This is a genomic window from Streptomyces sp. NBC_01198 (assembly GCF_036010485.1).
In the GTDB taxonomy this organism is placed as follows: Bacteria; Actinomycetota; Actinomycetes; order Streptomycetales; family Streptomycetaceae; genus Actinacidiphila.
This window is the reverse complement of the sequence record NZ_CP108568.1, coordinates 3,709,298-3,734,467: the sequence shown is the minus strand read 5'-3', so window position 1 is coordinate 3,734,467 and position 25,170 is coordinate 3,709,298. Positions and strand designations below refer to the sequence as shown.

The following is a 25,170-nucleotide window of genomic DNA, read 5'->3' as shown; positions in this document are numbered from 1 at the left end:
GCGGCGTCCCCCCGGGCCACTTCCCCGGGCGGACGCCGCGGCGGTGCTCGGCGGTCACCGCGGCGCGGACGTCCGCCTGCGTCGTCCGCAGGGCGCGGCTAGCATGGCCGACCGTGGGCAACTCCGCCGTTCCGCCACGCTTACCGTACGAAGGACCCCAGTCCGCACCCGGCTACGCGTTCCTCAACGACGAGCCGCTGCGTGGCTCCGGGTTCAGCGAGGACCAGGACGAGGACGTGCTCGGCACCCGCCCCATCGCCGGCCGCCTCGCGGATCTGATCGCCGCCTCGCGGAACTCCACTCCGTTCACCGTCGCCGTCGACGCCGGCTGGGGCATGGGCAAGTCCAGCCTGATGCACCAGGTCGCCGAGGTGCTCGCGCAGTACCCGCGCACGGAGTGCCTGTGGTTCAACGCCTGGACCTCGCACGGCGCCGACGCGCTCGAAGGCCTGCTCAAGTCCGTGCTGATGCGGTTCGACCGCAATGTGCTGCGCCGCGCCCTCAACCGCGCGCGGGAGCACCGGACTGCGCTGCGGGTGCTGCGCACCACCACGGCAGTGGCGCTGGGACTGCTGCACGCGGGGCAGGTCGTGGACGAGCTGTGGTCCCGGATGGAGACCGACGCGGCGACGCGTAACGACGTCCGCCAGCTCATCAAGGAGATGGCGACCGAGTGGTCGCACGCCGGTGAGGGGCCCGGGCGGCGCCGTCTGCTCGTGGTGTTCGTGGACGATCTCGACCGCTGCTCGGACGAGACGGTGCACGCGGTGTGCGAGGCCGTCAAGGTCTATCTCGACGTGCCGGGGCTCGTCTTCGTCCTCGGCTGCGACCAGTCACGGCTGGCCGCGGCGGCCGCGGCGGGCGGCCCGTCACCGAGCGCGGACTACCTGGAGAAGATCGTCCAGATGAGCTTCCGGGTGCCGACCCCGGGGGTGGAGCGCGCCGCCGCGCTGGTCCAGCGGTACGCGGAACTGTCCGGCACCGAGCGGTTCGTCACGCCCGGACTGGCCAGCCTGGTGGCCGAGCGCACCGGCCGCAACCCGCGCCGTATCAAGCGGCTGATCAACGGGCTGGTGATGTACCAGCTCGACCAGCGCTGGGCCGGCGTGGAGCCGGAGGCGACGGTCCGCGCGGTGCTGCTCCAGCACCTCTACCCCGACTTCCACCGCGCCGCGGGCCAGCCGGACGGCACCGACATGATCGGCGACTTCGTCCGGTACTACGAGGCACGCGGCATGCTCCGGCGACGCGCCGTGACCCCTGACGACCCGCGCTGGAACGCCCTCGACGGCTTCGCCGACCAATGGCTGCTGCCCCGACCCGACCGCGGCGACGCGGAGCGCTGGGACAGCTACCTGCAGCTGCTCGAGCAGCAGTTGCCGCCCGTCTTCCCCCAACTGGCCGCCGACCTCACCTTCGTGCGGCTGATCACCGAGCTGAACGGCCTGCCCTACGCGGACCGGCTGCGCGAGCTGATCCGGCAGGGCTCGGCCGGGCCCTCGGCCCTGCGGCTGCTCCAGCAGTCACCCCTGGCGGCGGGACGGCTCCCGCAGACCACGCTGCCGCCGTCCCGGCAGCGGCTGTCGGAGCGGTCGTCGGCGAGGGGCGGCCGCGAACCCGAACCGGTTCCCGCCGATCCGGCGCCGCCCGGGGGCGGCCTCGTCGAGTCCGGCCGCACCGGCTCGTACCAGTATCCGCGGACGGAGGACTCAGGACAGGACGGGCGCAGGCAGGCCGCCGAATCGCGCCCCGAGTCCCTCCCGCTCGACATCCTGTGGGTGGACGACAAGCCCGAGTCCGTGGTGCATCTGGTGCAGGAACTGCGCCAGGTCGGAGCCGTGGTCACCGCGGCCCTGAGCACGGGGGAGGCGGTCGACCGGCTGCTGCGGCACGCCGCACCCGACGTGCTCGTCTCCGACACGAAGCGGGACGGCGACGCGACCGCGGGTTTCCGTGCGGTGAGCGAATACCGGGCGGCCGGATACGGCGGACCCGTGGTGTTCTACACCGGCCAGGTCTCCGGCCAGAACCACCGCCAGGCCGAGGAGGCGGGCGCGGTCGGCCTCACCAACTCCTGGGCGGTTCTGGTGGACTTGCTCGACGTCATCGCGCGGGCGCAGGCGCCCACCGCCGACTCGTGACCGGCCGGCGGGACTTGGCGACGGTCGGCGGGTGGATGCCGCCCGTGGCGGGGCCCGCGGCCGGCGCCGGGTGTCAGGCGAGTGCGGTGGTCAGCCAGGTGTGGGCGGCGCCGGGGCTGGGGCGGGATGGGCCGGTGATACGGGCGACCAGGTCCCAGTAGTGGTCGATACGGGGGTCGGCCGCCAGGACGGCGCCCAGTTCGCGGCGGAAGGCGGCGGTGTCCAGGAGCCGCTGGGACGCCGCGTAGGCCGCGACGAAGCAGTCCAGCGCCTCGCCCGCGTGCGGTGCGCGTCCGGCGCGCAGGTGCGGCGCCGCCAACTCGTAGGCCTCTCCCAGCCCTTCGTACAGCACGGCCGGCCGGTGTCCCGCGTCCGTGCGGTGCGCCGCGGGCTGGCCGCTGCCGGTGCTGCCGGAACAGTCGCCGGAGACGAAGGCGTGCAGCCGGGCGAAGGCGAGCGCCTGCTCGGGCGTCGGGTCGTCCGGCGGCTGCGGGACGGCCTGGTCGAGGACGCGTGCGACGGTCCGCGCCGGCATCCGCGGCGGCAGCCAGCGCCGCCAGAACCGCGCCATCGCGGCCGTGCTGGGCGGGGTCGCGGTCGCGCACACCGCACCGAGCAGCGCCAGGCGCTCGGCCCGCTCCTGGGGGCCGCAGCCGTGCAGCAGCCGGAGCGCCGTCTCCTGCCAGCGCAACGCGGCCAGTCGCGACCCGACGTCGCGCAGGCGGCCCGCCACGGCGTCCTCCAGCGCGCCGCCGAGCGGTATCGCGTCCGGCGCGGGCCCGTGGGCGTGCTCGTCCTCCCGCACGACGCGGGCGATGTCGGGCAGGCCGAGCCCGAGCGCCCGCAGCGACCGGATCGTGCGGAGCCGGTCCAGTGCCCCGGGACCGTACCTGCGATGCCCGCCGGCGCTGCGGTAGGCCTCGGGCAGCAGGCCGCGGTCGGAGTAGAACCGCACGGTCTTGACGGTGACACCGGCGTGGCCGGCCAGCTCGCCGATGCTGAACAGGCGCTCGGGTGGCATGGCTTGAACCTCCCTCAGGGGGAGTTCCTACGGTACTTGCGGACCGGACGGCGCCGCGCCGCCCGGGGCGTGTGCGGGTCGCACGCGCCGTACGAGACGTGGGAGTTGACGCAAATGGCAGTGACGGTGGCTGATACCGCGTTCATCCTGGTGCCGGGCCTGCACACCGGCGGATGGATCTGGCAGGAGGTGGCTGAGCGGCTGCGCGAGGCCGGCGCCGAGGCGTATCCGCTGACGCTCAGCGGCATGGGCGGCCCCGGCGGGCAGGACGGGGCGGCCGGCGAAGGAGCGGGTGCCGACCTGGAGACGCACATCGCCGACGTGCTGCGGGCGGTGGAGGGCACGCACGCGCCCGCGGTGGTGCTCGTCGGCCACTGCTACGGCGTCCACCCGGTGGTCGGCGCGGCGGACCGGCTGCCGGACCGGGTCGCGCGGATCGTCCTGGTCGACACGCAGATGCCGATGGACGGGGATCCGGCGGCCGCGCTGGTGCCGGAACAGGCGCTGCGCGACGAGCTGTTGCGCGGGATCACGGCAGCACCGGAAGACGCCGGCGCCGCCGCCGAGTTGGCGCCGCCGACGGCGGAGGGATGGCGGGCCTGGGGCAGCCTCCAGGGGGTCGGCGCGGCCGGTTCTGCCCGGTTGGCACGGCGGGCGGTGCCGCAGCCGTGGGCCACGCTGGCGCAGCCACTGCGGCTGAACGGCGCGGCGGGCGCCTCCGGTCCGCTGCCGGTGACCGGCGTGCTGTGCGCGGCCAACGGGTCGAGCCTGGCGATGATCGACGCCGCGCTCCGGCTGGGCGATCCGCGCCTGGCCTATCTGGCAGCCCCGCACCTGAGTTACCTGGAGATGGCGACCGGGCACTGGCCGATGCTGTCCGAGCCGGACGCGACGGCCCGCGTCCTGCTGCGCGCCGCCGCGGGCGAGGGCACCGCGGTGCGGCCGCCGTCCGGAGCCGAACGGCCCGAGCACCTGCGGCCGTTCCTGATCGACGTGGCCGAGCGCCCGCGCGAGCGGGTGGGTCGCGTCGACCTCCACCTGCCCGACGCGGACGGCCCGTACCCCGCGGTGGTGTTCGTGCACGGCGGCCCCGTACCGGAAGGCGCACGGCCGACACCACGCGACTGGCCGGCCTTCCTCGGCTACGCCCGCCTAGCGGCGGACCTCGGCGCGGTCGGCGTCACGGTGGACCACCGGCTGCACGACCTGGCGGGCTTCGAGCGCGCGGCGCAGGACGTCGCGGACGCGGTCGCCGTCGCGCGGGCACATCCACGGGTCGACGCGGACCGGGTGGCGCTCTGGTTCTTCTCCGTGGGCGGCCTGCTCGCGGCCGACTGGCTCGCCGCCCCGCCGGACTGGCTGCGGTGCCTCGCGCTGACGTATCCGCTGCTGGCCCCGTTCCCGGGCTGGGGAGTGCCGGGGCCCCGCTTCCGCCCCGCGGAGGCGGTACGCGCCGCGGGCCGGCTCCCGGTCGTGCTGACCCGCGTGGGGCGCGAGCGCGCCGAGTTCGCCGCGACCGTCGAGGACTTCCTTGCCGCGGCGCTCGCCGCCGAGGTGGGCGTCCAGGTCGTCGACATCCCGTCTGCGGCCCACGGATTCGAGACGCCCGACCACTCCGACGAGGCCCGAAGCGCGGTCCACCTCGCACTCCGCACCGTGGTCTCCCACCTGTGAACCTCCCCCGCTTCACGCGTCCGTGCGGCAGGCGCGGGCAGGCCGGAGGTCAGGCGTCGGGGCAGGACGCGGTGAACTCCCGCAGCCACGCGCGGAAGTCGGCCGGGCCGTACAGGAAACTCCCGGGGCCGGTCATCGAGTCGGCGGCGCTCAATTCGTCGAGCGCGCGCCAGACCGGTTCCTGTTCCAGCAGCGGGTCGTCACCCTGCATCGTCTCCAACGCCCAGTCGGCGATTCCGGAGACATCGGCGGTGGAATCGTTCACCAGCGATTCCAGCCTCGTCTTGATCTGTCGGGTAAGGCGCTCGTCCATTGTCTCTCAGGCTCGTGGGTGTCGTCAGAACGTGCCGATGTAGTTGCCCTGGGCGTCGAAGAGGCAGTGGACCTTCTTGCCTCCGGTCACCTTGGCGTCCGGGCGACCGACGCGGACCCTATTTCTGCGCCTGCTGGAGGTAGCGCAACTGCTTCGCGTAGTTCGCGGCGTTGCCCGGACCTGCGGGATCGCAGGAGAGTCCGAGCGGATCGGCCAGAGCAGCGGATTGGGAACGTAGGCATGGTGATCGGGCGCCGCGTCCAGACCCAGGGGTCGGTGACGGACACCGGCGCGCCCGCGGAGTCGTACGCGTAGACCGTCGCGGCTCCCGAAGGGTCGGTCAGGGACGCCAGGTTGCCGCGCTCGTCGTAGGTGTGCCGCCAGACCCCGCCGCCCGGATCGGTGACGGCGAGCGGCCGTCCCCAGGCCTTGTAGGTGGCCGTCGCCGACGTGCCGTCCGGCTGGGTGATGACCGACGGCTGCGCGTGCGAAGGGCCGTCGTAGGCGTAACGCGTCGTCCTGCCCAGCGGGTCGGTGATCGCGGTCAGCCGGTTCTCGGTGTCCCACTGGCGGGTGGTGGTGTGGCCGAGCGGATCGGTTTCGGCGACGAGGCGGTACGCGGTGTTGTGGGTATAGGTGCGCCGATGGCCCAGCGAGTCGGTGAACACGGTGGTGCGGGCGGCGTCGTCATAGCTCAGAGTGCTGTCGAGGTGGCCGTCGGGCCCGTGCGTGGCGACGCAGCGGCCACCGGAGTCGTACGCGTAGTGGTAGGCGGCGTCGTTGCGGTCGGTCCAGGACGTGATGCGGCCGGCCCGGTCGTAGGTGAACCGATAGGGCTGCCCGGCTGAGTTGACGACCTCGCCGAGGTGCCCGCCGGACTCGTACCCGAAGGCGCGCACCTGGACGTCGCTCCGGTCGCCCCCGAGGAGGCGCAGCCCGGTGACGCGGCCCCCGGCGGTGTCGACCGGGACCTGGTAGCCGCCGGAGTGCCGGATCCCGCGGGGTATGCCGGCATCGGTGATGCGCAGGGGGCTGCCGGGGACGCCGTCCCACTCCAGCGGCCAGCGGGGTCCCGCGAGCGGCAGAACGGGCACGTGCGGCTCCGGCACCGGGTAGAGCAGCACGGCGCCGTCATCGGTGACGAACACCGTGCCCTGGGCGTCGAGTTCGAGGCGCTGGTCGAGAGCGGAGGCCCACGACGGGCCGAAGAGGCGGCCGGTGCGGTACGAGGACAGGTGGGTGCGTTCGAGGACGAGGGGGGAGGGTTCCCGGGAGGGTCAGGTCGATCTGCGTGAGGAGCACGTCACCGGTGGCGACGTCGATCGGGTCGCCCACGCAGTCCTTCGCGCCCTTGCGGATCCCCGCCTTGAGCGGGTCCTGGGCAGCGGCGCGAGCGGCGTCCCTGGCGGCCTGCTCGCCGGCGCCTTCCGCGGCGTCCTTGGCGATGTTCTCGGCGGCCTTGGCTCCCGCGCTGCCGCCGTCGGTGGCGAGGGCCATGAGGACGTTGCCGAAGTCGTTCACCATCCGGTCGGAGAAGTCCGGCCTGGCCGGGGCCAGGGCGGTTGCCGTCCTGACCGCGGTCTCGGCCTGTCCGGCGGCGGTGTCGCGCTGCTTGCGGGCGGCTTCCAGGGTCTGCCGGGCGTTCTGCCTGTCCGCAGCGCCGGGGTCGGTGAAAGCGCCCGGGGCGACGGGTTCGGCGCCGGGATCCTTGCCGTCGTCGACCTTGTCGTTGTAGGCCTTGACGTCGTCGTGGTAGCGGTCGACGGACGCGTTGTAGGTATCAGGCCGGTGTGCCCCGTCTCGAACGCCTTGGACAGCATCCCGAGGTGGAGGGCGACGTCCTGGATCTTCCCCGACTCGCCGTGCAGCAACTCCTTGGGGTCGTCGGTCTGCCCGAGTTGCTGCTCGGCGACGTGGGCGCCGAGGTCGTCCGCGATCTGGTCGCCCTTGTCCTCGGCCCAGTCCGCGGCATCGTCCAGGCCGACGTGGTCGAGGCCGTCGCCGACGAGATGAGCCCCGTCGTCGACGAGCTCGCCGGCCTTCTTCTTGACCTTGTCGACGCCGTGCTCGACACCGTCCCCGAGCTTGTTGACGAACGACTTGAAGCCCATACGCCCCACCCCCACGGCAGCAGGCCAGTGCTCTCGAACCTAGCAACCATCCGTAGCCGCGTCAGTACCTTATGGGCGCCGGCGGCCCGTCGTCCGCCGGGCCGGCTCCCCGGGAACGCTCACGGATTCCCGGCGCCGACCGTGGAACTCGCGAGCGCTCCAGGCGCTGGACGAGGTCGGCGGGGGCGGCGAGGTCTCCGGGCACCGCGTGTCCGCGCTGGACACCGGGATCCAGCTGTAGGGCGTTCGCGCGAGGTGGCGCCGGCGGGCCTCGCCGCCCGTCGGACGCGCGACCTGTTGCCGGGAGCGCCACCTCCCAGCGCCAGTCGGACGCGCGACCTGCTGCCAGGGGCCACCGGCGGCCTCAGCGCAGCACCGCCGCCAGGAGGTCCGCTCCCAGCGTCGCGGTGGCGGTGAGGTCGAGGGCGTAGTGGACGTAGCGGCCGCGGCGGCGGGAGGTGACCAGGCCGGCCCGGCGCAGCAGCGCCAGGTGCCGGGACACCTCGGGCGGGGTCAGGCCCCACGCGTCCGCCAGCTCGCCGGTGGTGTGGGGGCCGCGGGCGAGGGTGCGTATCAGCCGCAGCCTGACCGGGTGGGCCAGCGCCTCCACCCGCAGCTGCACCGTTTCCAGCGGCACCTGCCCGGACGTGCTGCCTGCCGCGACCGGATACTGCAGGGTGGGCCGGCGGCCGGGGGAGTGCACCGCGACGAGGTGCGGATGCCCGAACACGCTGGGGATGAACGTGACGCCCGATCCGCGCGCGCTGGTCGCGTTGTCCTGCAGCTTGTCCACCAGGATCCGCTCGCCGTCGTGGTCCAGGGTGACGGCCGCCGAGACCGAGGCCAGAGCCGGGCCGAGTCCCTGCCGGACCCTGAGGTCGGCCTTGAGACGTATGTCCGCCGCCAGCTGGGCGGTGATGCCCGGCCAGGCGGCGTCGAAGAACGCCTCGCCGCACTGCCGGAGCGTCTCGCGCACCCGGGCCCGGACGCCGGCCGGGTCCTTCAGCAGGCGTTCCGCGAACGCCTCCTGGACGGTGCCCCGCGCCTGCGCCCGGTCCAGTGCCCGCTCGCGGGCTCCGGCGTCGGCGAGCGGGGACGGCCCGGTGAAGAACAGGCGGCTGCTGCCGCAGGTCGTGATCAGCGCGGAGGTCACGTAGGCGTCGTCGTCGACCTCGTCGATGTCGTCGAGTTCCTCGGCGAGGGTCGCCCGCGGCCTGGCGGGCAGCAGGAAGTCCGCGCGTGACGAGCGCCACAGGAATTCGGCCTCCTGCAGCCGCTCCGCCAGTTCCGGGCGGAGCGCCGTCCGGACACCCGCCGCCCACGCCGCCAGGTGCGGGTGGTGGTCCGGAGCGGCGAGCACGTGGAGCATCGCCGTCAGCTCGGCGAGCGGCGAGGCGGCGAAGGACAGCCGCTCCGGTGGTACTCCGGCGATGTCGATGTGCAGGGTCACCGATCCATCATCACCGATCGACGCGGTCCGCCCCGCTCCGGTTGACGCGAACCGTCAACCCACGTGACCGGTCGGTGCGCGGCCGCGCACGGTGGCGGCATGACGATCACCCTGCCCCGCGGACTCGTTCAGGCCTCCGGGGGTCCCCGATACACCGTCGCCGTGGCCGTGGACGCGCTCGGCACCGGCATGCTGCGGCCGTTCCTGTTGCTCTACGGCATCAAGGTGGTCGGGCTGTCCGCCACCACCACCGGCATCGCCATGACCGCGGGCATTGTCACCGGTCTGGCCTGCACGCCCGCAGTCGGCCGCTGGCTGGACCGGGGCGCGCGCAGCGACGCCGTGGCCGCGGCCATGCTGGTACGCATCCTCGGCGTGCTGCTGTTGCTGGCCACCCCCGGCGGGAACCCGGGGATGTTCGCGGCGGCCGCGCTCTTCCTCGGCATCGGCAACCAGGCGTGGCCCGCCGCGCACGCCGCACTCATCGCCACCGTCTCCACCGGCCGTACCCGGGACGCCGCCCTGGCCGCCGCGAGGTCGGTGCGCAACGCCGGGATGGGCATCGGCGCGCTGGTCGCCGCCGCATGCCTGGCCGGCGGCACCACGGCACTGAAAGGGCTGGCCGCCGCCACCGCCGTCGGTTACGCCACCGCTGCCGTCCTGGCCTGGTCGGTCCACGTCTCCGCCGCTCCGCCCGCCCGCCCGTCCTCCGCCGCGCCGGCCGCGCCCGCCCCGTCCATGCGCGCCGTCCTGCTGGCCAACGTCGTCTTCGCCTTCTGCCTCAACGTCCCCGAGGTCGCCCTTCCCCTGGTCCTGGCGACCCAGGTGCACGCCTCCCCGGTCTGGTCGGCGGGAGTGCTCGTCCTCAACACGGTGCTCGTGGTCGCCTTGCAGGTCGGCGTCACCGTCAGGATGTCCCGCTTCCCCCGCCACATCACCCTGATGGCGGCGGGGATCATCCTCACCCTCTCCTACCTCGGCTTCCTGCTGGCGACGCCGCTGCACCACGGCCTGGCCGCACCCGTGATCACCGCGGTGTCCGCGCTGTGCACCTTCGGCGAGGTCCTCTACGCCGGCAGCGCCACCGCGCTCGTCGCCGCCACCGCACCACCGCAGGCGCTGGGCCGGGCGCTGGCCCGGCTCCAGCTCTCCAGCGGCCTGGGCCTCGCGATCTCCCCCGCCGTCATGACCACCCTGGCCGCCCACGGCTCCGCCACGCTCTGGGGCTCCCTCGCCCTTGCGACGCTGGCCGCGGCCGCGGCGGCCGGCCGCCACGGCCGTCCGCCCCGGCGGCGATCGGTCCCGGCGGCGGCCGGCCGGGCCACCGTACGACCCCGGCGTACAGCCACTCCCGGGTGAGCACCGATCGGATGCCGCCGCTCCCCGGATTCAGGGAACGATGTGGCCCGCGGCGCGGAACAGCTCGTACCACTCGGCCCGGGTGAGCCGCAGGTCGGAGCCCTGGGCGGCGCCCGCGACGCGCTCCGGGCTGGTGGTGCCGAGCACGACCTGCATCTGAGCGGGGTGGCGGGTGATCCAGGCCGTCGCGATCGCGATGGCGGGGACGTCGTACTGGCCGGCGAGGCGGTCGATCACGGCGTTGAGCTCGGGGTAGTCCGGCGAGCCGAGGAAGACACCCGTGAAGAAGCCGGCCTGGAAGGGCGACCACGCCTGGATGGTGATGTCGTTCAGGCGGCAGTAGTCGACGATCCCTCCGCCGTCGAGGCCGACCGCCTGCTGCTCGGCGAGCATGTTCGCGGCGACCCCCTGGGCGATGATCGGCGCGTGCGTGATCGAGAGCTGAAGCTGGTTGGCCACGATGGGCTGGCGCACGTACGTGCGCAGCAGGTCGATCTGGCGCGGAGTCTGGTTCGAGACACCGAAGGCGCGCACCTTCCCCGACGACTCGAGCTCGTCGAAGGCGCGGGCCACCTCCTCGGGCTCGACCAGCGCGTCGGGGCGGTGCAGCAGCAGGATGTCGATGCGGTCGGTCCGCAGGGCCGCGAGCGAGCCCTCCACCGACTCGATGATGTGCTCGTAGGAGAAGTCGTAGTACGGCCCGTCCGTCACGATCCCCGCTTTGGTCTGGATCGTGATCTCGTCGCGCTGCGACGGGCTCAGCGCCATCGCGTCGGCGAAGCGCCGTTCACACTCGTGGAGCTTGCCCCCGTAGATGTCGGCATGGTCGACGAAGTCGATGCCCGCGTCCCGCGCGGTGCTGACGAGTGCGCGGATGTCCTCATCACTCTTGTCCGCGATACGCATCAGGCCGAGCACGACGTTCGGCGCGAGGATGTCGGTGCCGGGCATGGTGAAGGTCTTCACGACGGTTTTCCTTTCAGATGTTCAGGCCTGCACAGTACAAGCGGAGCCCCTTCCCGCACTTGATGGCCCGGGAGCGCCCCCCTCGGCGGCGAGCACGAGGTCAGCGGCCCGCAGCGTGCCCCGGACGCCCCCGGACCGGGCCGCCGCGCGAACCACGCCCACGACGCGCGGCCGGCCGTACCGCGGATCCCAACCGGGCGTGTCGCCCCCGCCGCCTCCCCGGCACCGACTCCGGGCCACCCCCGGCAGGGCGCCAGGCAGACTGCGCAGTCCCGTCGCCCACTCGGACGCCGGGGGCGTCTCTCGCAGTGATGGCCGCGTGCCACAACTCCGTCTGGGGCCCCCGCCCGTGCGGTCTCCCTCTCGCGGTCCGCGCCCGCGGTCATTCTTCCGTTCGCCTGCGACGCCGGATCCCCGGTAGGAGGCGGCAGCGCGCCGCTGGTCCGCCCGCGCCCGGTCCGTGGCAGGCCCGTAGGGATTACTCGCGGACCTCCGCGCTCGGCGCGGGATGCGCGTCACCGCCGTCCGGGGCCAGGCTCGAGAGCAGGCGCAGCGCGTCCTCCGCGGGGCTGCCCGGGGCCGCGGACAGCACCACCAGTTCCATGCTTGATTCGTCCGGCAGCGCGAAGTTCTCCTGGTGCAGTTCCAGTAGTCCGACCAGCGGGTGCCGATAGGCCTTGCGTCCATGTGTGCGGGCGCGCACGTCCGCGCGGGCCCACAGGTGGCGGAAGCGGTCGCTGCCCATCGCCAACTCGCCGATGAGGGAGGCCAGGCGCGGGTCCTGGGGGTATTTGCCGGCGGCCAGGCGCAGGTGCCCGACCACGTCGAGGGTGCATGTCTCCCAGTCCGCGTAGAGGCCGCGCTCGGTCTCCTCCAGGAAGAGGTGCCGTGCGGTGTTCAGGCCCGGTATCGGTCGGCCGTAGAGGAGCCTGGCGAGGCGGTTGCCGGCGAGTACGTCCATGCGGTGGTCCATGATCAGCGCGGGTGCGTCGGGGACCAGGCCGAGGACACGCAACAGCTCCGGCCGGACCCGCCCGCTCGGCGCCTTCGCGCGGCTGCGGCGCTGCCGGGCGAGCCGGGCAAGGTGCTCGCGTTCGGTCTCGTCGAGGCCGAGGACGCGGGCGAGCGCGTCGAGGACCTGCTCGGACGGCTGCGTCGCGCGGCCCTGCTCCAGGCGTACGTAATAGTCGACGCTGACACCGGACAGGTGCGCGACCTCTTCGCGCCGCAGCCCTTCGACCCGGCGGCGGCTGTCGGTGGGGATGCCGACGGCCGCCGGGTCGACCCGGGAACGCCTGGTCCGAAGGAAGCTCGCGAGATCGCCCATGGCCCAAGTATGGCGTCGGCGGTGCGCGTGAGGGTGGTCCTGCCGATACCAGGAAGTCCCGTCCGACGGAAGAGGCGCCCCTGTATGAGGTGGCCGCGGCGGCCGAGCATGTGTGGCGACGCACACCTCGTTCGAAGGGAACAACAATGAAGGTGCTCATCGTCTACGCCCACCCCGAACCCCGCTCGCTTAACGGCACGCTGAGGGACCTCGCCGTCTCCACCCTCCGGGCCGCCGGTCACGAGGTGCGGGTGAGCGACCTCTACGCGATGAATTGGAAGGCCGTGGTGGACGCGGCGGACTTCGGCGAGCACGCCACGAACCCACTCCGGGTAATCCCGAGTTCGGCCGGGGCGTACGACGCCGGCGCGCTCACCCCCGACGTGGCGGCCGAGCAGGAGAAGTTGCTGTGGGCCGACACGGTCGTCTTCCAGTTCCCGATGTGGTGGTACACGATGCCGGCCATCCTCAAAGGCTGGGTGGACCGGGTGTTCTCCTTCCACTTCGCGTACGGCGTCGGCGTGCACGACGAGACCCGGTACGGCGAGCGCTTCGGCGAGGGGACGCTCCTGGGGCGGCGGGCGATCCTGTCGGTGACCGTCGGGGGCCCCGAATCCCACTACACCGACCGCGGGATCAACGGCCCGATCGAGGACCTGCTGTACCCGATCCACCACGGGATCCTCTACTACCCGGGCCTGGAGGTCCTGCCGCCGTTCGTGCTGTACGGCACCGACAAGCTCACCGACGGCGACATCGATGACGCCGCGAAGGCATGGAAGGAGCGGCTGCTCTCACTGGAGACCACCGAGCCGATCCCGTTCCGGCGCCAGAACTTCGGCGACTACGAGATCCCCGCACTGCGGTTGAAGGAGGGCCTGGAAGCACCAGGCCGCCAGGGCTTCGGCCTGCACGTACGCGGCTAGCCCCCGGCGGTAGCAAGGCGGTCACATCTCGTCTGCTCCACGAGGCGGCCACGCGCCGCACTCACCGAGCCGGAACACCTGCCGTTCCGGATCAACAGGACCTGCGCATGACGTGACTTGCCCGTGTGTTCTCGGATACGGCTTCGGTAGCATGCGCCGCGTGAACTCTCGGGGGGCGCGGAGGCTTTGGGGGCTGGCAGGCGCCGCGGGAGCGTTCGCCGCGGTTGCCGCCGGTTGGCAGGCGTTCGGCGATGTGGGCGCGGCGCAGTACGCGTTCGCCGGAGTGACCGCGCTGTGCGGCGGAGCGTTCGCCTGGTATCAGGCCGATGCCACCGCGGCGCCCACGGCGCCTCGGCGTGCAGTACCGCGCGAACTGCCCCGGGACATCGCCGACTTCACGGGCCGCACCGCCGAACTCGCCGAGCTGTGCCGCCTGCTGCGCCAACCGGGACAGTCGTCCGCGCCGCTCGTCGCCGTCGCCGGCAAGGGAGGCCTGGGCAAGACGACGCTCGCGGTGCGGGCCGCGCAACGCCTCGCCGCCGACTACCCGGACGGGCAGCTGTTCGCGAACCTACGCGGCTACGACCCGTTGCCCGCCGAACCCGCCGAGATACTCGGTGCCTTCCTGCGGTCGCTGGGCACGGACCCCCGCGCGATCCCGGACGCGCCGCACGACCGTGAGCAGCTCTTCCGTACGCTGACGGCCGGCCGCCGGCTGCTCATCGTCCTCGACAACGCCAACGGGCCCCGGCAGGTGCGCCCGCTGCTGCCCGGCGGGCAGGGCGCCGGGGTGATCGTCACCAGCCGCGTCGAGCTGCGCAGCATCGAAGGGGCTCACACCGTCGTGCTCGATCTGCTGGAGCCCGGCGAGGCAGTCGAGTTACTGGGCCGGGTCGCGGGTAGGGACCGGGTGGCGGACGATCCGCCGACCGCACGGCAACTGGCGGCGCTGTGCGGGAACTTGCCGCTGGCCGTACGCATCGCGGGTGCGCGCCTGGCCGAGCGGCCCGACCTGCGCCTGACCGAGTTCGCCGGCCGCCTCGCCGATGAGCGCCACCGGCTCGACCATCTCGGGATCGGAGATCTCGATGTCCGCTCCACCTTCATGATCAGCTATCGAGGCCTGCCGGAAGCGCAGCAGCGGGCGTTCCGGCTGCTCGGCCTCTTCCCCGGAGGCGACTTCGCGGCCTGGCCGCTCAGTGCGCTCATGGACGTTCCGCTGCGCGAGGCCGAGCGCCACCTCGACGCGCTGGTGGCCGCGCAGCTGCTCGACGCGATCGGCCCCGACGAGACGGGCTCCGCCCGCTACCGCCTCCACGATCTGCTGCGTGCGTTGGCCCGTGAGCAGCCCGAACCCGACGCCGCGGCGGCGGTCGGCCGGCTCCTGGGCGCGTACATCTCTCTGGCGGCCGTCGCGGAGGACCGGTTCCAGCCCGGCGAGCTGCGCAAGACCAGTGCCCACCCGCGCCACGAAGTCGAGGCCGAGCACCGCGACGAGCTGCTGCGCGACCCGATCGCCTGGTTCATCGCCGAGCGGCAGAACGTTGTGGCGTGCGTACGGGTCGCGCACGAGCGCGAGTTGTGGGACGCGGCATGGGAACTGGCCCACATCGCGGCGCCCTTCTTCGAGATGCTCGCCTTCTGGGACGGCTGGGGGGTGGCCGTGGAACTGGCCCTTGACGCGGCACAGCGCTCGCACAACCGCTGGGCTGAGTCGATCACGCTGTTCGACACCGGGGCGCTGTACCGCGATCTGGGCCGGGCCGACGAGGCGCTGGTCGCGTACGAAGGGGCGCTGGCCGGGTATGAGGCGTCCGGCGACGAGCACGGCGTGGGCGCCGCCCTGCTGGTACAGGGCATCATCCACCGGAACCGGGGCGCATGGGAGGTGGCCGCACAGCTGCTGAGCGACGCCGCCCAGCGGCTGCGGGTCGCCGGGGACGGCCGACTCGCCGCCCAGGCCGTGCGCAGCCTCGCGGTCGTCCGTTGCGGCCAGGGGCGCGCCGCCGAGGCGGTGCCCTTGTTCGAGGAGGCGCTGGACGAGTTCCGCCGGCTCGGGGACCGGCGGGCCGAGGCCTACGCCTGGCGCGGCCTCGCGCAGGCCCAGCTCGACGGCGGCGAACTGGACCCGGCAGCACGGTCGTTCGACAGAAGCCTGGAGGTGACCCGGCAGCTGCGCGACCGGCGTGGCGAGGCCAGGGCACTGCAAGGACTCGGCCGGGTCGCCGCCGCCGAGGGCGTCACCACCGCGGCGCTGCGTCGGTTCGCCCAGGCCCGGCAGATCGCCGAGGAGGCTCACGACCAGGTATTGGCCGGGGAACTCGACGCCGACACCGCGGCCGTGAACCGGCCATAACCCGTACTGGCTGCGGACCTGACCGCGAGGTAGCTGGCAGCCACGGCGCACAGAACTCCAGAGCCGCGGGTTCTCGTGCGCGTGAGACCACACTCCTCCAGAAGCGCTGGGGGAGCACTTCGGGCACGTGCGAGGCCGGCGCCCAGCGGGAAGACTCGGCGACGACGCTGCGCGACAGCCCGTTCATGCTCAGCACCCTGACGTCCGTCGGCCCGCGCCGGCCAGTCCTGGGCGGAGGCCAGCCTGATCGGAATTCGAGACGGGCCCGCCATCGCTGTTTCGGCGAACCCCTCAGCCCCGTCGGCTGGTCCCATTCGACCACCGGATCTCTGGTGGCGCATGTGCTGCACGACTGCGGAATTGGGCTGGACAACGGTTAAGCCCCAGGCCACTGACCTGAGACCTAAGCAATGGAGCGGACGATGGGAATCGAACCCGCGCTGAGCGTGGTGCGGAGGGAGTGCGGCGGCCGAGCCCTATCGGTCGTGGAGGACGGGGCGTACTCAGCGGGCATAGGGGTCGTCCATCCCCTGCTCAGCCGTGGCGTCCTGGTCGGCGCGGAACGCCTCCAGTGAGACACCCGACGCCGTGCGGGACATGGCCGCGAACTCCGAGCGGGGGACGAACCGCCGGCGACGACGGAGCGGGATCAGCTCGCCGATCTGATGCCCGTCGCGAGTGACGGTGAAGGACTGCCCGCCCTGGACGGCATCCATGATCTCTTTGGACCGGCTGCGCAGGTCGCGCTGGGTGATCTCGGGCTGGGGTGCCATGGGTCCACGGTAGCGCTCTGTAGCACCAGGTGCTCCGTGGTGCTGTCCATGGCCGCTGCCGGGTCGGGCGGGCCGCGGAAGGCCCTCAACGGTGATAACGGGTGCCGCGTCGGCGGGGTCGCTGATAGTGAGCAGGTTGCCGAAGGCGTCGCCTTGGGCCTTCTTTATGAAGCGGATCACGGGAGTCGAACCCGCGCTCTGAGCCTGGGAAACACGGGCGCTTTGCTGTGTGGGCCGTGGCGAGGGTGCGACGGCAAGGACGCTGTCGATGGGGCAGGGCGGGAGCTCATTTCCTCGGTCCCCTTGGGGTCAATGTGACCGTGGTGCGGTCGCTCCGACGTGGAAATCAGCTGGGATTCGGCCAGTACGCGGCATCCTTGTATCGCGAGGTGGTCGAAGTATTCCGATCTCGCCGAGGAAACGGCAATCAGTCGGGTGACACCCTGCCGCGGTGCGATTCAGGCTGGTCTGTCCCCCGGTCGGCCCGGCTCGGAGGGGCTCAACAGTGCAGCGCGTGCCTTCAGGTCTTCCGCGGCGTCATCCCAGTCGGGACCGAAGGAGAAGAGGTCGGCAGCGGCTTCCCGCAGCAGGTCCGGATCATCGGGGCGCTGAAGGCAGGCCAGCCGGTATGCCAGATTGCGGGCCCATACCGGGAGAGCCATCCAGTCTTCCGCAAGTGCGTCGTGCAGGACCGACACGATCTCGCCAGGGTCAGCGAACGTGACTTTCTCGATGAAGTCCCTGACAGAATCAGGCGTTTTCTGTCCGTCACTCTCGTTAACCGAGAGAACAAGATTCCTGGTCGACTCGGCCAGCTCAGACACTGCCCGTACCTCACTTCTCAGGGAATAAGCCAGTAGGTCGCAACACGGTAAACGTTATCAGCGGTTTGCGAAGCGCGGTAGCCGATCTTGAAACGGCCCACTTGAATCTGCCTCTCCATCGGACCAGAAAACCCCGGCGTTCCCGGACGCGGTACGGCGCCTCCATTCGACAAGTGCTCGTACATGTCCGATACGATACCCTTCTCTATTTCGTCCGGGGTAAGCCCGGTGGTCCTGAGGTCGGTTTTCACTCCGCCCGGTCCCGTGTGCTCGCGGTCAAAACCATGACCGGTGTTGAACTGCCACTGATCGTTTCCGACCGTCGCCGAGCGCTTGAGATCCTGCCCGGCGCCCTTTGTGGCTCCGTACTCGACTTCCTCGCAGCTGAGGCCGAGGGGGTCGGACCAGGCGGTGGGGTTGGGGACGTAGGCATAGTCGTTGTCCGCAGGGAGAAGGCCGAGGGGGTCGGGGGTGAGGTATCGGGCGGTGTGGGGGTCGTAGTACCGGTGGTGGTTGTAGTGGAGCCCGGTCTCGTCGTCGGCGTACTGGCCGGGGAAGCGGAGAGGGCATCGGACGGCCTGGTCACTCGTGGAGGGCGCTGAGGGGGAGCCCCAGAGAGGCCCGGCGGCGCGCCAGACAATGTCGCCGGCCGGAGAGAGGAGTTCGGTGGGGGTGCCGACCCGGTCGGTGACTATCGCGTGGAAGTTCGTGTGTGTATCGCTGCGGCTGACCTGGGTCAGTGGGCGGTGGGTGCCCGGGGCGTAGTCCCAGGTGGTGGTTGCGCGGTCCGCGGTGGTCTGTTCGGCGAGGCGGTTGCCGTCCCAGGAGAAGTCGGTGCGGGCCATGGTCGTGCCGTCGAGGGCGAGTTGGTGCTTGGCAGTGCGGCGGCCGAGAGGGTCGTACTGGTAGCGCCAGGTGGTGCCCGCGGACTCGGTGCGGACGAGGCGGTCGGCCACGTCCCAGGTGAAGGTGCGGACACGTTTTTGGCCGTTGAGGAGGCGCAGCGTTGTGCGGGTCAGGCGGCCTTGGGCGTCGTGTTCGTAGGTGGTGCGGCCTGCGCGGCGGATCAGGGTGCCGGTGAACTGGCGATGTTCTGAACCCTCGGTGTCGGCGGACGTGGAAGCACGGGTGAGGTTGCCGGCCGTGTCGTAGGCGTAGGTCTCGGTCCAGGCGGCGCGGTGGACGGCGGTCACGCGTCCGGTGGTGTCCAGGTCGTAGGTTCGGGTGCCGTCGAGGAGGTCCCGGATTTCCGTGAGGTTGCCGTCCTCGCGATAGGCGTAGGTACGGGTGTGCAGGAGCCGGTCGGCCTGGTCGTGATCGCGGCGGTTGGCGACGGCGTGGCCGGTGAGGCGGTTCGCCGTGTCCCAGTGCTGGGTGAGCCGGAGGCCGTCGCCGAGGCGGCGCTCGGTTTCGCGACCGGCGGCGTCGTGGGCGAAGGCGATGCTACCGGCGAGGGAGTCGAGTCCGGCAGGACGACCCGCCGGGTCCCAGGTCCAAGTGGAGGTGTGGCCGCTGGGGGTGGTGCGGGAAGTGCGACGACCGGCTGGGTCGTAGGTGTGCCGCGTCGTGCGGCCGTTGATGGTTTCGGCGAGGACGCGGCCTAGTGCGTCGCGTTCGAAGGTGACGGTGGCGTCGGCGTTCGCCGCGGCGGCGAGCATTCCGTGGCTGTCGTAAGCGTAGGTGGTCACTTCGCCGGTGGCAGTGCGCTGTTCGGTGATGCGGCCGCGCCTGTCGTGAGCGAAGACGGTGGTCTGGCCGGCGCCGTTTGTTCTGCCGGTGAGCCGCCCGGCCGCGTCGTATGCGTACGCGAGGGTGCGCCCGTTGAAGTCGGTCTCGGATATGAGGCGCCCTGCCGGGTCGTACGAGTATGTCCAGGCCTCGCCCTGGGGGTTGGTGACCGCGGTAAGGCGTAGCTCGGTGTCGTACGCGAAGGAGTGGACGCGGCCGTCCGGGTCGGTGCGTGCGGCGACGAGGTCGAAGACTGTGTGCGCGTACCGGGTGGTGTGGCCGGCCTGGTCGGTGTGGGCGGTGAGGTTGCCTTCGCCGTCCCACTGCCAGGATTCGCGCGTGCCGTCGGGGCCTTCCCGCCAGGCGGGCTTTCCCTTCGGCGTCCAGGCCATCCGCGTGGTGTGGCCGAGCGCATCGGCGAGCACCACGGGACGGCCGAAGGCGTCGCGTTCGACCTGGGCGGCGTGGCCAAGGGGGTCCGTGGCGCGCGTGGGCAGGCCGGCGGGATCCACGTCGTATTGGCGGGTGTGGCCGAGCGGATCCGTTACGCCGCGCAGATGGCCGTGCGTGTCGTGGAGGTAATGGGTGACCGCGCCGGTCGGGTCGGTGGTGGAGGCCGGGTTGCCCCGCTCGTCGTAGGTGTGGGTCCATGTGGCACCGCCGGGCTCGGTGACCTGGAGCGGCTGGCCGAAGGGGTTGTAGTCGGCTGTGGCTGTGGTGCCGTCGGGCAGGTTGATCGCGATGAGGTGGCCGGCGTCGTCGTGGGTGTATCGGGTGGTGTGGCCGAGAGGGTTGGTGACGGTGATGAGGTGGTGGTTGGCGGGGTCCCATTCTTGGGTGGTCGTGTGCCCGAGGGAGTCGGTTTCGGCTATGAGCCGGTGGGCGGTGTTGTGGGTGTAGGTGCTGCTGTGGCCGAGCGAATCGGTGAAGGTGGTGGTGCGGCTGGCCTCGTCGTAGCCGAAGGTGCTGCTCAGGAACCCGTCGGTGCCGTGGGTGGCGACGCAGCGGCCGTGTTCGTCGTACGTGTAGTGGTACGAGGTGTCGTTGCGGTCGGTCCAGGAGGTGATCCGACGTGCGGTGTCGTAGGTGAAGCGGTAGGGGACTCCGGTGGAGTCGGCGACTTCGGCGAGGTTCCCGGCGCCGTCGTATCCGTAGGTGTGGAGCACGCTTGCGGACCGGGGCGCGGCGGGGTCGATCAACCGCAGGGCGGTGATGTGGCCGTCGCTTTTGTCCAGGGTGAGGTGGTAGCCGCCGCTGTGGTGGATCTCCGCGGGGATGCCGTGTTCGTCGTACGTGATCGCGTACGCGTTGCCGTTGCGGTCGGTGACTTCGGTCAGGGGCAGTGGCAACGAGCCGTCGGGTGTGGCCGGAGTCCCGGTAACGGCGCTGAAGTGGAGCGTGTGGCCGGTCTCCGTCTTGGTTATTCGGAGCGGTGAGCCGGGTGTGCCGTCCCATTCAAGGGGCCAGCGGGGGCCGTGGCTGGGCATCGTCGGGGTGCTGGGCTGAGGCACGGAATACAGAAGGATCGAGCCGTCGTCGGCGACGAAGATCACGCCTTGGTCGTCGAGTTCGAGGCGCTGGTCGAGGGTGGATGCCCAGGAGGGTCCGTATAAGCGGCCGATCCGGTAGGAGGACAGGTGGGTGCGTTCCAGGGTCAGGGGGAGGGTGCCGGGGAGGGTGATGTCGGTCTGGGACAGGATCATGTCGCCGGTGGCGACGTCGATCGGGTCCGAGAGGCACTTCTTGGCCGCCTGCTCGATGGCTGCTTTGGCGGGGTCTTCGGCCGCGGCGCGGGCGCCGTTCTTGACCGCCTGCTCGCCGGCGTCCTTGGCCGCGTTGACGGCGGCGTCTTCTGCGACGGTTTTGCCTGCGGCGCTGCCGCCGTCGGTGGCGATGGCCATCAGGATGTTGCCGACGAGCCGGCCGCCGGCCTCCGAGCCGTCGGAGCCCCAGCCCGAGCCGAGGATGATGCCGGGCAGGCGTTCGGGGTGCTGCGTCATGTCGACCAGACCGGCGGCGGTCGCGTTCAGATGCGTCAGATACTGCGCCGGATGCGTCATGTTGTACGGGTCGGTGGGGTTCAGGCCCCGGGCGAACTTCAAGAAGTCGGTCCCCGAGCGGATGACGCCGCCGACGAAGTGCTCCTCCATGATCGGCATGGCCTTGCCCACGTCGCCGAAGTCGTTCTCCATCCGGCCGGTGAAGTCCGGCTTGGCCGGGGCGAGTTTGGTGGCCGCCTGGACCTTGGTCTCTGCGGTGGTGGCCGCGCTGTCGCGTTGCTTGCGGGCGGCGTCCAGGGTTTCTTTCGCGGCCTGTTTGTCCTTCGCGCCGGGGTCGGTGAACGCCGCGGGGGCGACGGGTTTGGTGCCGGGGTCTTTGCCGTCGTCGACCTTGTCGTTGTAGGCCTTCACGTCGTCGTGGTAGGTGTCCACGCTCGCGTTGTAGGCGTCGGCGGCGGTCTTGCGTTTGGCGACGCCCTGCTTCCACAGGCGGACGGCTTCCTTGGCCTGGCCGATGGCCCAGTCGACGGTTTCGGCGTAGGTCTCCAGGGCGAGTCCGGCTTCGGCGCAGGCGGTGGCGGCGTGCGCCCACTTGGCGGGCTGGGGCTTGAACTTGGCCCGGAAGGCGTCCGCGCCGGCGCCGTCCCAGTCCCCAGGATCGAGATGGGACAGGCCGGTGTGGCCCTTGTCGAAGGCCAGGGAGAGCTTGGCCAGGTGCAGGACCGTCTCGCGGATCTTGGCCGGGTCCCCGTGCAGCAGCTCCTTCGGGTCGTCGGTCTGCCCCAGTTGCTGTTCGGCGACATGGGCACCTAAGTGGTCGGCGACCGAGTCGCCCTTGTCCTCCACCCAGTCCGCCGCGTCGTCCAGCCCGACGTGCTCCAGACCGTCGCCGACGATGTGGGCACCGTCGTCGATGATCTCGCCGGCCTTCTTCTTGACCTTGTCGACGCCGTGCTCGATCCCGTCCCCGACGCTGTTGACGGCCTTCCGAAGGCTGAACCCCATCCGCCCCACCCCCCACGGCAGTACGACAGTCACACGAACCTAGCAACCATCCGTATTCACGTCATCACCACCAAGGACGCGGATGCCCGAGCACGCCACGGCGCAGGCTCGCTCACCGGCCGTGCCCTCCTGCTCAGCGCCTCGACCCACACCGCCGGACGCGCTTTCCCCGGGGGCCCAGAAAGCGAATGGCGCCAATTGACCGCCAGATGCGGTGCGGCAGCGGGGCGGGTTCTTCAATTGGTCCAGAAAATGAACAAGCCCCAAGCCAAGTCCATGACCCGGGGCTTTGCAATGGAGCGGATGACGGGAATCGAACCCGCGCTCTGAGCTTGGGAATCACGTGGGCTGTCGTGAAGTAGGTCATGTACCGCTGAGAGTGGTGCAGATGTGATGCAAACCGCGCAGGGCGGGTCCGTCAGACGGCGACGACGGTCAGGGAGCTGTCCAGCCCCTTGAAGTCGTCGGCGTTGCGGGTGAACAGAGGAAGGCCTTGGACGGAGGCGATGGCGGCGATCATGAGATCCATCCTCCGGGGGCGCGGATCGCGCCCTGCGGCGATGGCAAGGGCTACGAGTGTGCCGTATCGGGCGGCTGCGTCCCCGGTGAACGGGAGGGGGTCGAAATCGGCGACTGCCGCGCCCAGTTTTTCCATGCGGGCGGCTCGGACGGCAGCGTCCTTGGCCATTGCGACCCCCTGCTGCAACTCGGCCATCGTGATGGCGGTGAGTTCGGGTACCGCTGGTAGGTCCGCCGGGTCGAGCACGTCCAGATCGATGTAGGTGCAGGTGTCGAGCACCCCGGCCGGGTGGCGCTCAGCCATGGCTGCGCTGCCAGGGGTCGTCGTCGCCGGCGCGGTCTTCGGTCCCGAAGAACTCGTCCGCTTCCTGTCGCATGCGGGCGGCGTCGACGCGCGGCAGTCTGCGGTGCCGCTCCACCAGTTCTTCGGCGCTTAGGCGACGTCTGCGGTGAAGGGGGCGCAGCTCTGCGACCTCGGTGCCGTTACGGGTGATGTGGTAGGTCTCGCCGGCTTCGACGGCGTCCATGACGGCTGCGGATCTGTTGCGGAACTCGCGCTGGGTGATGGTCTTCATGACAAGAGTGTAGCGCGCCGTGTCTCACAGTGCTACGTGCCCGTTGGGGCGGTGTCGGTGGGCAAACGGGCGCTGCGACCGCCGGATGGCTGCCGTCGTCGAGGTCCGGAGCTGGGTCCACGACCAGGAGGAGGCCGACTGTCCAACGGCCTCGTCGGTATCCGTGCTGGTCAGCGGCACGTAGCGTCCTGAAGTGCCCACCGTGCCGTAGCCGTTGGTGACCATGGTTGACCGCGCTGTACCGCTGTGTGTGGATGTGGTGCGGGGCCGAGCCCCACCGGCCGTGGAGAATGCCGGGCCTGGCGGTGAGCACCGGCCAGGAGAGGCGGCCAAGGCTCGGGCCTGCGTCGATGCCGGGGGCGTGCTCGGACTACGACGGAGCCGTCACCGGATGTGGGGAGTCAAGGTCCAGTTGCCAGGAACCGCACCCTCCTCCACGGCTTCGTGGGGTGATTATTCATGCGGGTTGGGTTCCGTGGCAATGACATGCTGGAGTTGCCATCTGGCCTCCTCCCAGCGCGCGGCGCGATCCGCCTTACGGATTTCCATGCCGTCCGTGGCGCGCTTCGCGCTTCGGCTGCCCACAGCGGATTGAGCCGTCTGCGCGATGTACTGGCAGGTCAGCTTTGTCCGCGCAACCTTGTTCATCACTCCGGCCTCAATGAGCATGTCCTGGCATGCCAACCGCACGGCGGAATTCAGGATACGGGTGACCTCCGGGTGCCCCGACGTCTTCCAACTGGTCGTGAAGAAGTATTCGTGTGCCCGGAGAATCCGGTCGTTCGCCCGGCCCAGCGCGATCGCCTCGCGGGCGGCGGCGACATACTCCACGGTCGCATCCCGCATGCTCTCGGTGAGAGATTCTGTCTTGAGGTCGGTCGCGTGTTCGGCGAAGTCCAGCGCGAGTGTTGCCGCCCGTGCGCCGCTCACGTCGTTGAGCAGCTCATTGAGCCGCACTGGCAGAACGATCATCACTTGTTCCATTCTCCTCGACCACGGCTCATGAGATCCAGCAGCTTGGCCGTGTCGCCCGCACCGGTGATGACCTGGCTGGGATAGGTGATGCCGACATGCCCTGCGGCATTCATCGCGTTCTTGAGCTGCTGGCCCGCGTTGCCACCGCCCATTTTGCGGTCCACCACGTACGCAACCAGATTCTTGGGGTCGGAGGGGTCCACCACCATGAAGTCACCTTGGAATTTCTCACCGTGCGTGCGGTACACCTGCAGATTCGGACGCTTCTCCAGGAGCTTCTTCACGAAGTCCATCTCGGGCGGGCTCAAATGATAGGCGCCGGGCAACTGCTGTCCGGCTTTGATCCGTATCGGATCATAGGGCGCCAGACCCAGCGGGTCGGTCCAGGTGTGGGGGTTGTGGACGTAGGTGTGGGGGTTGGGGGCGGGGTTGAGGCCGAGGGGGTCGGGGGTGATGTAGCGGCGGTGGTGGGGTCGTAGTGGCGGAGGAGGTTGTAGTGGAAGCCGGTTTCCGGGTCGTGGTATTGGCCGGGGAAGCGCAGAGGGGTGTAGGCACTGGCGGTGGTGGGCCAGGAGGTGGTGCCCCACAGGGTGGTGCGGGCGCGCCAGGCGGGAGCACCGGAGGTGTCGACGAGTTCGGTGGGCGTGCCGACGAGGTCGGTGACGATGGCGAAGAAGCGCTGGTCGATCCCGTGTTGGCTCGTCGCATCCGTGATGCGTTCCGTCTGTGTCAGCGGGTGCAGGCCGTCGTGTTCCCAGGTGAGGGTGACGGGGTGGATGCCGCCGGCGGCCGTCGTGGTCTGTTCGACGAGAGTGGTTCCGTCCCATGTGAAGTGGGTTTGCTCGACGACGGTTTCGCCGTCGTCCGCCAGTCGGAGCTTGGATGTGCGCCGGCCCAGGTGGTCGTACATGCAGCGCCAGATCGTGCCGTCGGGGGTGGTTTTCTGGCCGACCCGGAACACCTCCAGTGAGAGGTCCGAGGCTGTGCGGGACATGGCGGCGAACTCCGAACGCGGGACGAACCGCCGTCGGCGGCGTAGCGGGATCAGCTCGCCGATCTGGTGCCCGTCGCGGGTGACGGTGAAGGACTGCCCGCCCCGGACGGCGTCCATGATCTCTCTGGACCGG

Annotated in this window: 19 protein-coding genes and 3 pseudogenes; 5 read left to right on the top strand and 17 right to left on the bottom strand. The window is 71.1% G+C overall.

Going from position 1 to position 25,170, the window contains the following annotated elements; all coding sequences use genetic code 11:
* Nucleotides 1-113 precede the first annotated feature (113 nt).
* Entirely contained in the window at nucleotides 114-2,141 is a 2,028-nt protein-coding gene (locus OG702_RS16765) for a P-loop NTPase fold protein (RefSeq protein ID WP_327289691.1), read from the top strand.
* A 73-nt stretch (nucleotides 2,142-2,214) separates the two neighbouring features.
* On the opposite strand, the gene OG702_RS16760 is transcribed toward OG702_RS16765, so the two are convergent.
* Nucleotides 2,215-3,162 carry a MerR family transcriptional regulator gene (locus OG702_RS16760; RefSeq protein WP_327289690.1) on the bottom strand — a complete coding sequence of 316 codons (948 nt, stop codon included), beginning with the start codon at nucleotides 3,160-3,162 and terminating at the stop codon, nucleotides 2,215-2,217.
* A 120-nt stretch (nucleotides 3,163-3,282) separates the two neighbouring features.
* On the opposite strand from OG702_RS16760, the gene OG702_RS16755 reads away from it, so the two are divergent.
* The gene (locus OG702_RS16755; protein ID WP_327289689.1) at nucleotides 3,283-4,836 is read left to right on the top strand and encodes an alpha/beta fold hydrolase; all 1,554 of its coding nucleotides are present in this window, start codon (nucleotides 3,283-3,285) and stop codon (nucleotides 4,834-4,836) included.
* 49 nt (nucleotides 4,837-4,885) lie between these two features.
* Here the strand turns inward: OG702_RS16755 and OG702_RS16750 are convergent, their stop codons facing one another.
* The 6 genes and pseudogenes from OG702_RS16750 to OG702_RS16730 all read right to left on the bottom strand — a co-directional run bounded on the left by OG702_RS16750 (nucleotide 4,886) and on the right by OG702_RS16730 (nucleotide 8,710).
* Complete coding sequence (locus tag OG702_RS16750; protein ID WP_327289688.1) at nucleotides 4,886-5,101, bottom strand: hypothetical protein; 216 nt, start codon at nucleotides 5,099-5,101, stop codon at nucleotides 4,886-4,888.
* 134 nt (nucleotides 5,102-5,235) lie between these two features.
* Nucleotides 5,236-6,384: a DUF6531 domain-containing protein gene (locus tag OG702_RS16745; protein ID WP_442814713.1), complete on the bottom strand. Its 1,149-nt coding sequence runs from the start codon at nucleotides 6,382-6,384 to the stop codon at nucleotides 5,236-5,238.
* Nucleotides 6,281-6,673, bottom strand: coding sequence for a DUF6531 domain-containing protein (locus OG702_RS16740; protein WP_327289686.1), 393 nt, complete (start codon nucleotides 6,671-6,673; stop codon nucleotides 6,281-6,283). Before OG702_RS16740 ends, OG702_RS16745 begins: the two co-directional genes overlap by 104 nt.
* Before the next feature lie 75 nt (nucleotides 6,674-6,748).
* A pseudogene (locus tag OG702_RS35495) lies at nucleotides 6,749-7,111 on the bottom strand (putative T7SS-secreted protein); the annotation flags it as partial.
* Nucleotides 7,028-7,260 (bottom strand): annotated as a pseudogene (locus OG702_RS35490) (putative T7SS-secreted protein); the annotation flags it as partial. The pseudogenes OG702_RS35490 and OG702_RS35495, both read right to left, overlap by 84 nt.
* 364 nt (nucleotides 7,261-7,624) lie before the next feature.
* Nucleotides 7,625-8,710: a DUF5937 family protein gene (locus OG702_RS16730; protein ID WP_327289683.1), complete on the bottom strand. Its 1,086-nt coding sequence runs from the start codon at nucleotides 8,708-8,710 to the stop codon at nucleotides 7,625-7,627.
* A gap of 99 nt (nucleotides 8,711-8,809) precedes the next feature.
* Between OG702_RS16730 and OG702_RS16725 the strand changes: the two genes are divergently transcribed.
* On the top strand, nucleotides 8,810-10,069 hold the full coding sequence (locus OG702_RS16725; RefSeq protein WP_327289682.1) for an MFS transporter: 1,260 nt from the start codon (nucleotides 8,810-8,812) through the stop codon (nucleotides 10,067-10,069).
* Between the two features lie 30 nt (nucleotides 10,070-10,099).
* Here the strand turns inward: OG702_RS16725 and OG702_RS16720 are convergent, their stop codons facing one another.
* A complete protein-coding gene (locus tag OG702_RS16720; protein ID WP_327289681.1) occupies nucleotides 10,100-11,035 on the bottom strand; it encodes an aldo/keto reductase in 936 nt (311 codons plus the stop codon).
* A gap of 478 nt (nucleotides 11,036-11,513) precedes the next feature.
* Complete coding sequence (locus tag OG702_RS16715; RefSeq protein ID WP_327289680.1) at nucleotides 11,514-12,362, bottom strand: helix-turn-helix transcriptional regulator; 849 nt, start codon at nucleotides 12,360-12,362, stop codon at nucleotides 11,514-11,516.
* A gap of 146 nt (nucleotides 12,363-12,508) precedes the next feature.
* On the opposite strand from OG702_RS16715, the gene OG702_RS16710 reads away from it, so the two are divergent.
* Both OG702_RS16710 and OG702_RS16705 read left to right on the top strand, forming a co-directional pair.
* The gene (locus tag OG702_RS16710; protein WP_327289679.1) at nucleotides 12,509-13,288 is read left to right on the top strand and encodes an NAD(P)H-dependent oxidoreductase; all 780 of its coding nucleotides are present in this window, start codon (nucleotides 12,509-12,511) and stop codon (nucleotides 13,286-13,288) included.
* 160 nt (nucleotides 13,289-13,448) lie between these two features.
* Entirely contained in the window at nucleotides 13,449-15,644 is a 2,196-nt protein-coding gene (locus tag OG702_RS16705) for an ATP-binding protein (protein WP_327289678.1), read from the top strand.
* A gap of 503 nt (nucleotides 15,645-16,147) precedes the next feature.
* On the opposite strand, the gene OG702_RS16700 is transcribed toward OG702_RS16705, so the two are convergent.
* The 8 genes and pseudogenes from OG702_RS16700 to OG702_RS16665 all read right to left on the bottom strand — a co-directional run.
* A complete protein-coding gene (locus OG702_RS16700) occupies nucleotides 16,148-16,417 on the bottom strand; it encodes a type II toxin-antitoxin system Phd/YefM family antitoxin (RefSeq protein WP_327289677.1) in 270 nt (89 codons plus the stop codon).
* A gap of 458 nt (nucleotides 16,418-16,875) precedes the next feature.
* Nucleotides 16,876-17,241, bottom strand: a complete 366-nt coding sequence (locus OG702_RS16695) for a hypothetical protein (RefSeq protein WP_327289676.1) — start codon at nucleotides 17,239-17,241, stop codon at nucleotides 16,876-16,878.
* Between the two features lie 17 nt (nucleotides 17,242-17,258).
* Entirely contained in the window at nucleotides 17,259-21,974 is a 4,716-nt protein-coding gene (locus OG702_RS16690) for a putative T7SS-secreted protein (protein WP_327289675.1), read from the bottom strand.
* A gap of 418 nt (nucleotides 21,975-22,392) precedes the next feature.
* The gene (locus OG702_RS16685; protein ID WP_327289674.1) at nucleotides 22,393-22,797 is read right to left on the bottom strand and encodes a type II toxin-antitoxin system VapC family toxin; all 405 of its coding nucleotides are present in this window, start codon (nucleotides 22,795-22,797) and stop codon (nucleotides 22,393-22,395) included.
* Nucleotides 22,790-23,068, bottom strand: a complete 279-nt coding sequence (locus OG702_RS16680; RefSeq protein ID WP_327289673.1) for a type II toxin-antitoxin system Phd/YefM family antitoxin — start codon at nucleotides 23,066-23,068, stop codon at nucleotides 22,790-22,792. Before OG702_RS16680 ends, OG702_RS16685 begins: the two co-directional genes overlap by 8 nt.
* Before the next feature lie 453 nt (nucleotides 23,069-23,521).
* Nucleotides 23,522-24,043: a hypothetical protein gene (locus OG702_RS16675; RefSeq protein ID WP_327289672.1), complete on the bottom strand. Its 522-nt coding sequence runs from the start codon at nucleotides 24,041-24,043 to the stop codon at nucleotides 23,522-23,524.
* Nucleotides 24,040-24,327: a hypothetical protein gene (locus tag OG702_RS16670; protein WP_327293490.1), complete on the bottom strand. Its 288-nt coding sequence runs from the start codon at nucleotides 24,325-24,327 to the stop codon at nucleotides 24,040-24,042. The genes OG702_RS16675 and OG702_RS16670 overlap by 4 nt, the downstream gene beginning before the upstream one ends.
* A 72-nt stretch (nucleotides 24,328-24,399) precedes the next feature.
* Nucleotides 24,400-24,989: pseudogene (locus tag OG702_RS16665) on the bottom strand (RHS repeat-associated core domain-containing protein); the annotation flags it as partial.
* Nucleotides 24,990-25,170 lie beyond the last annotated feature (181 nt).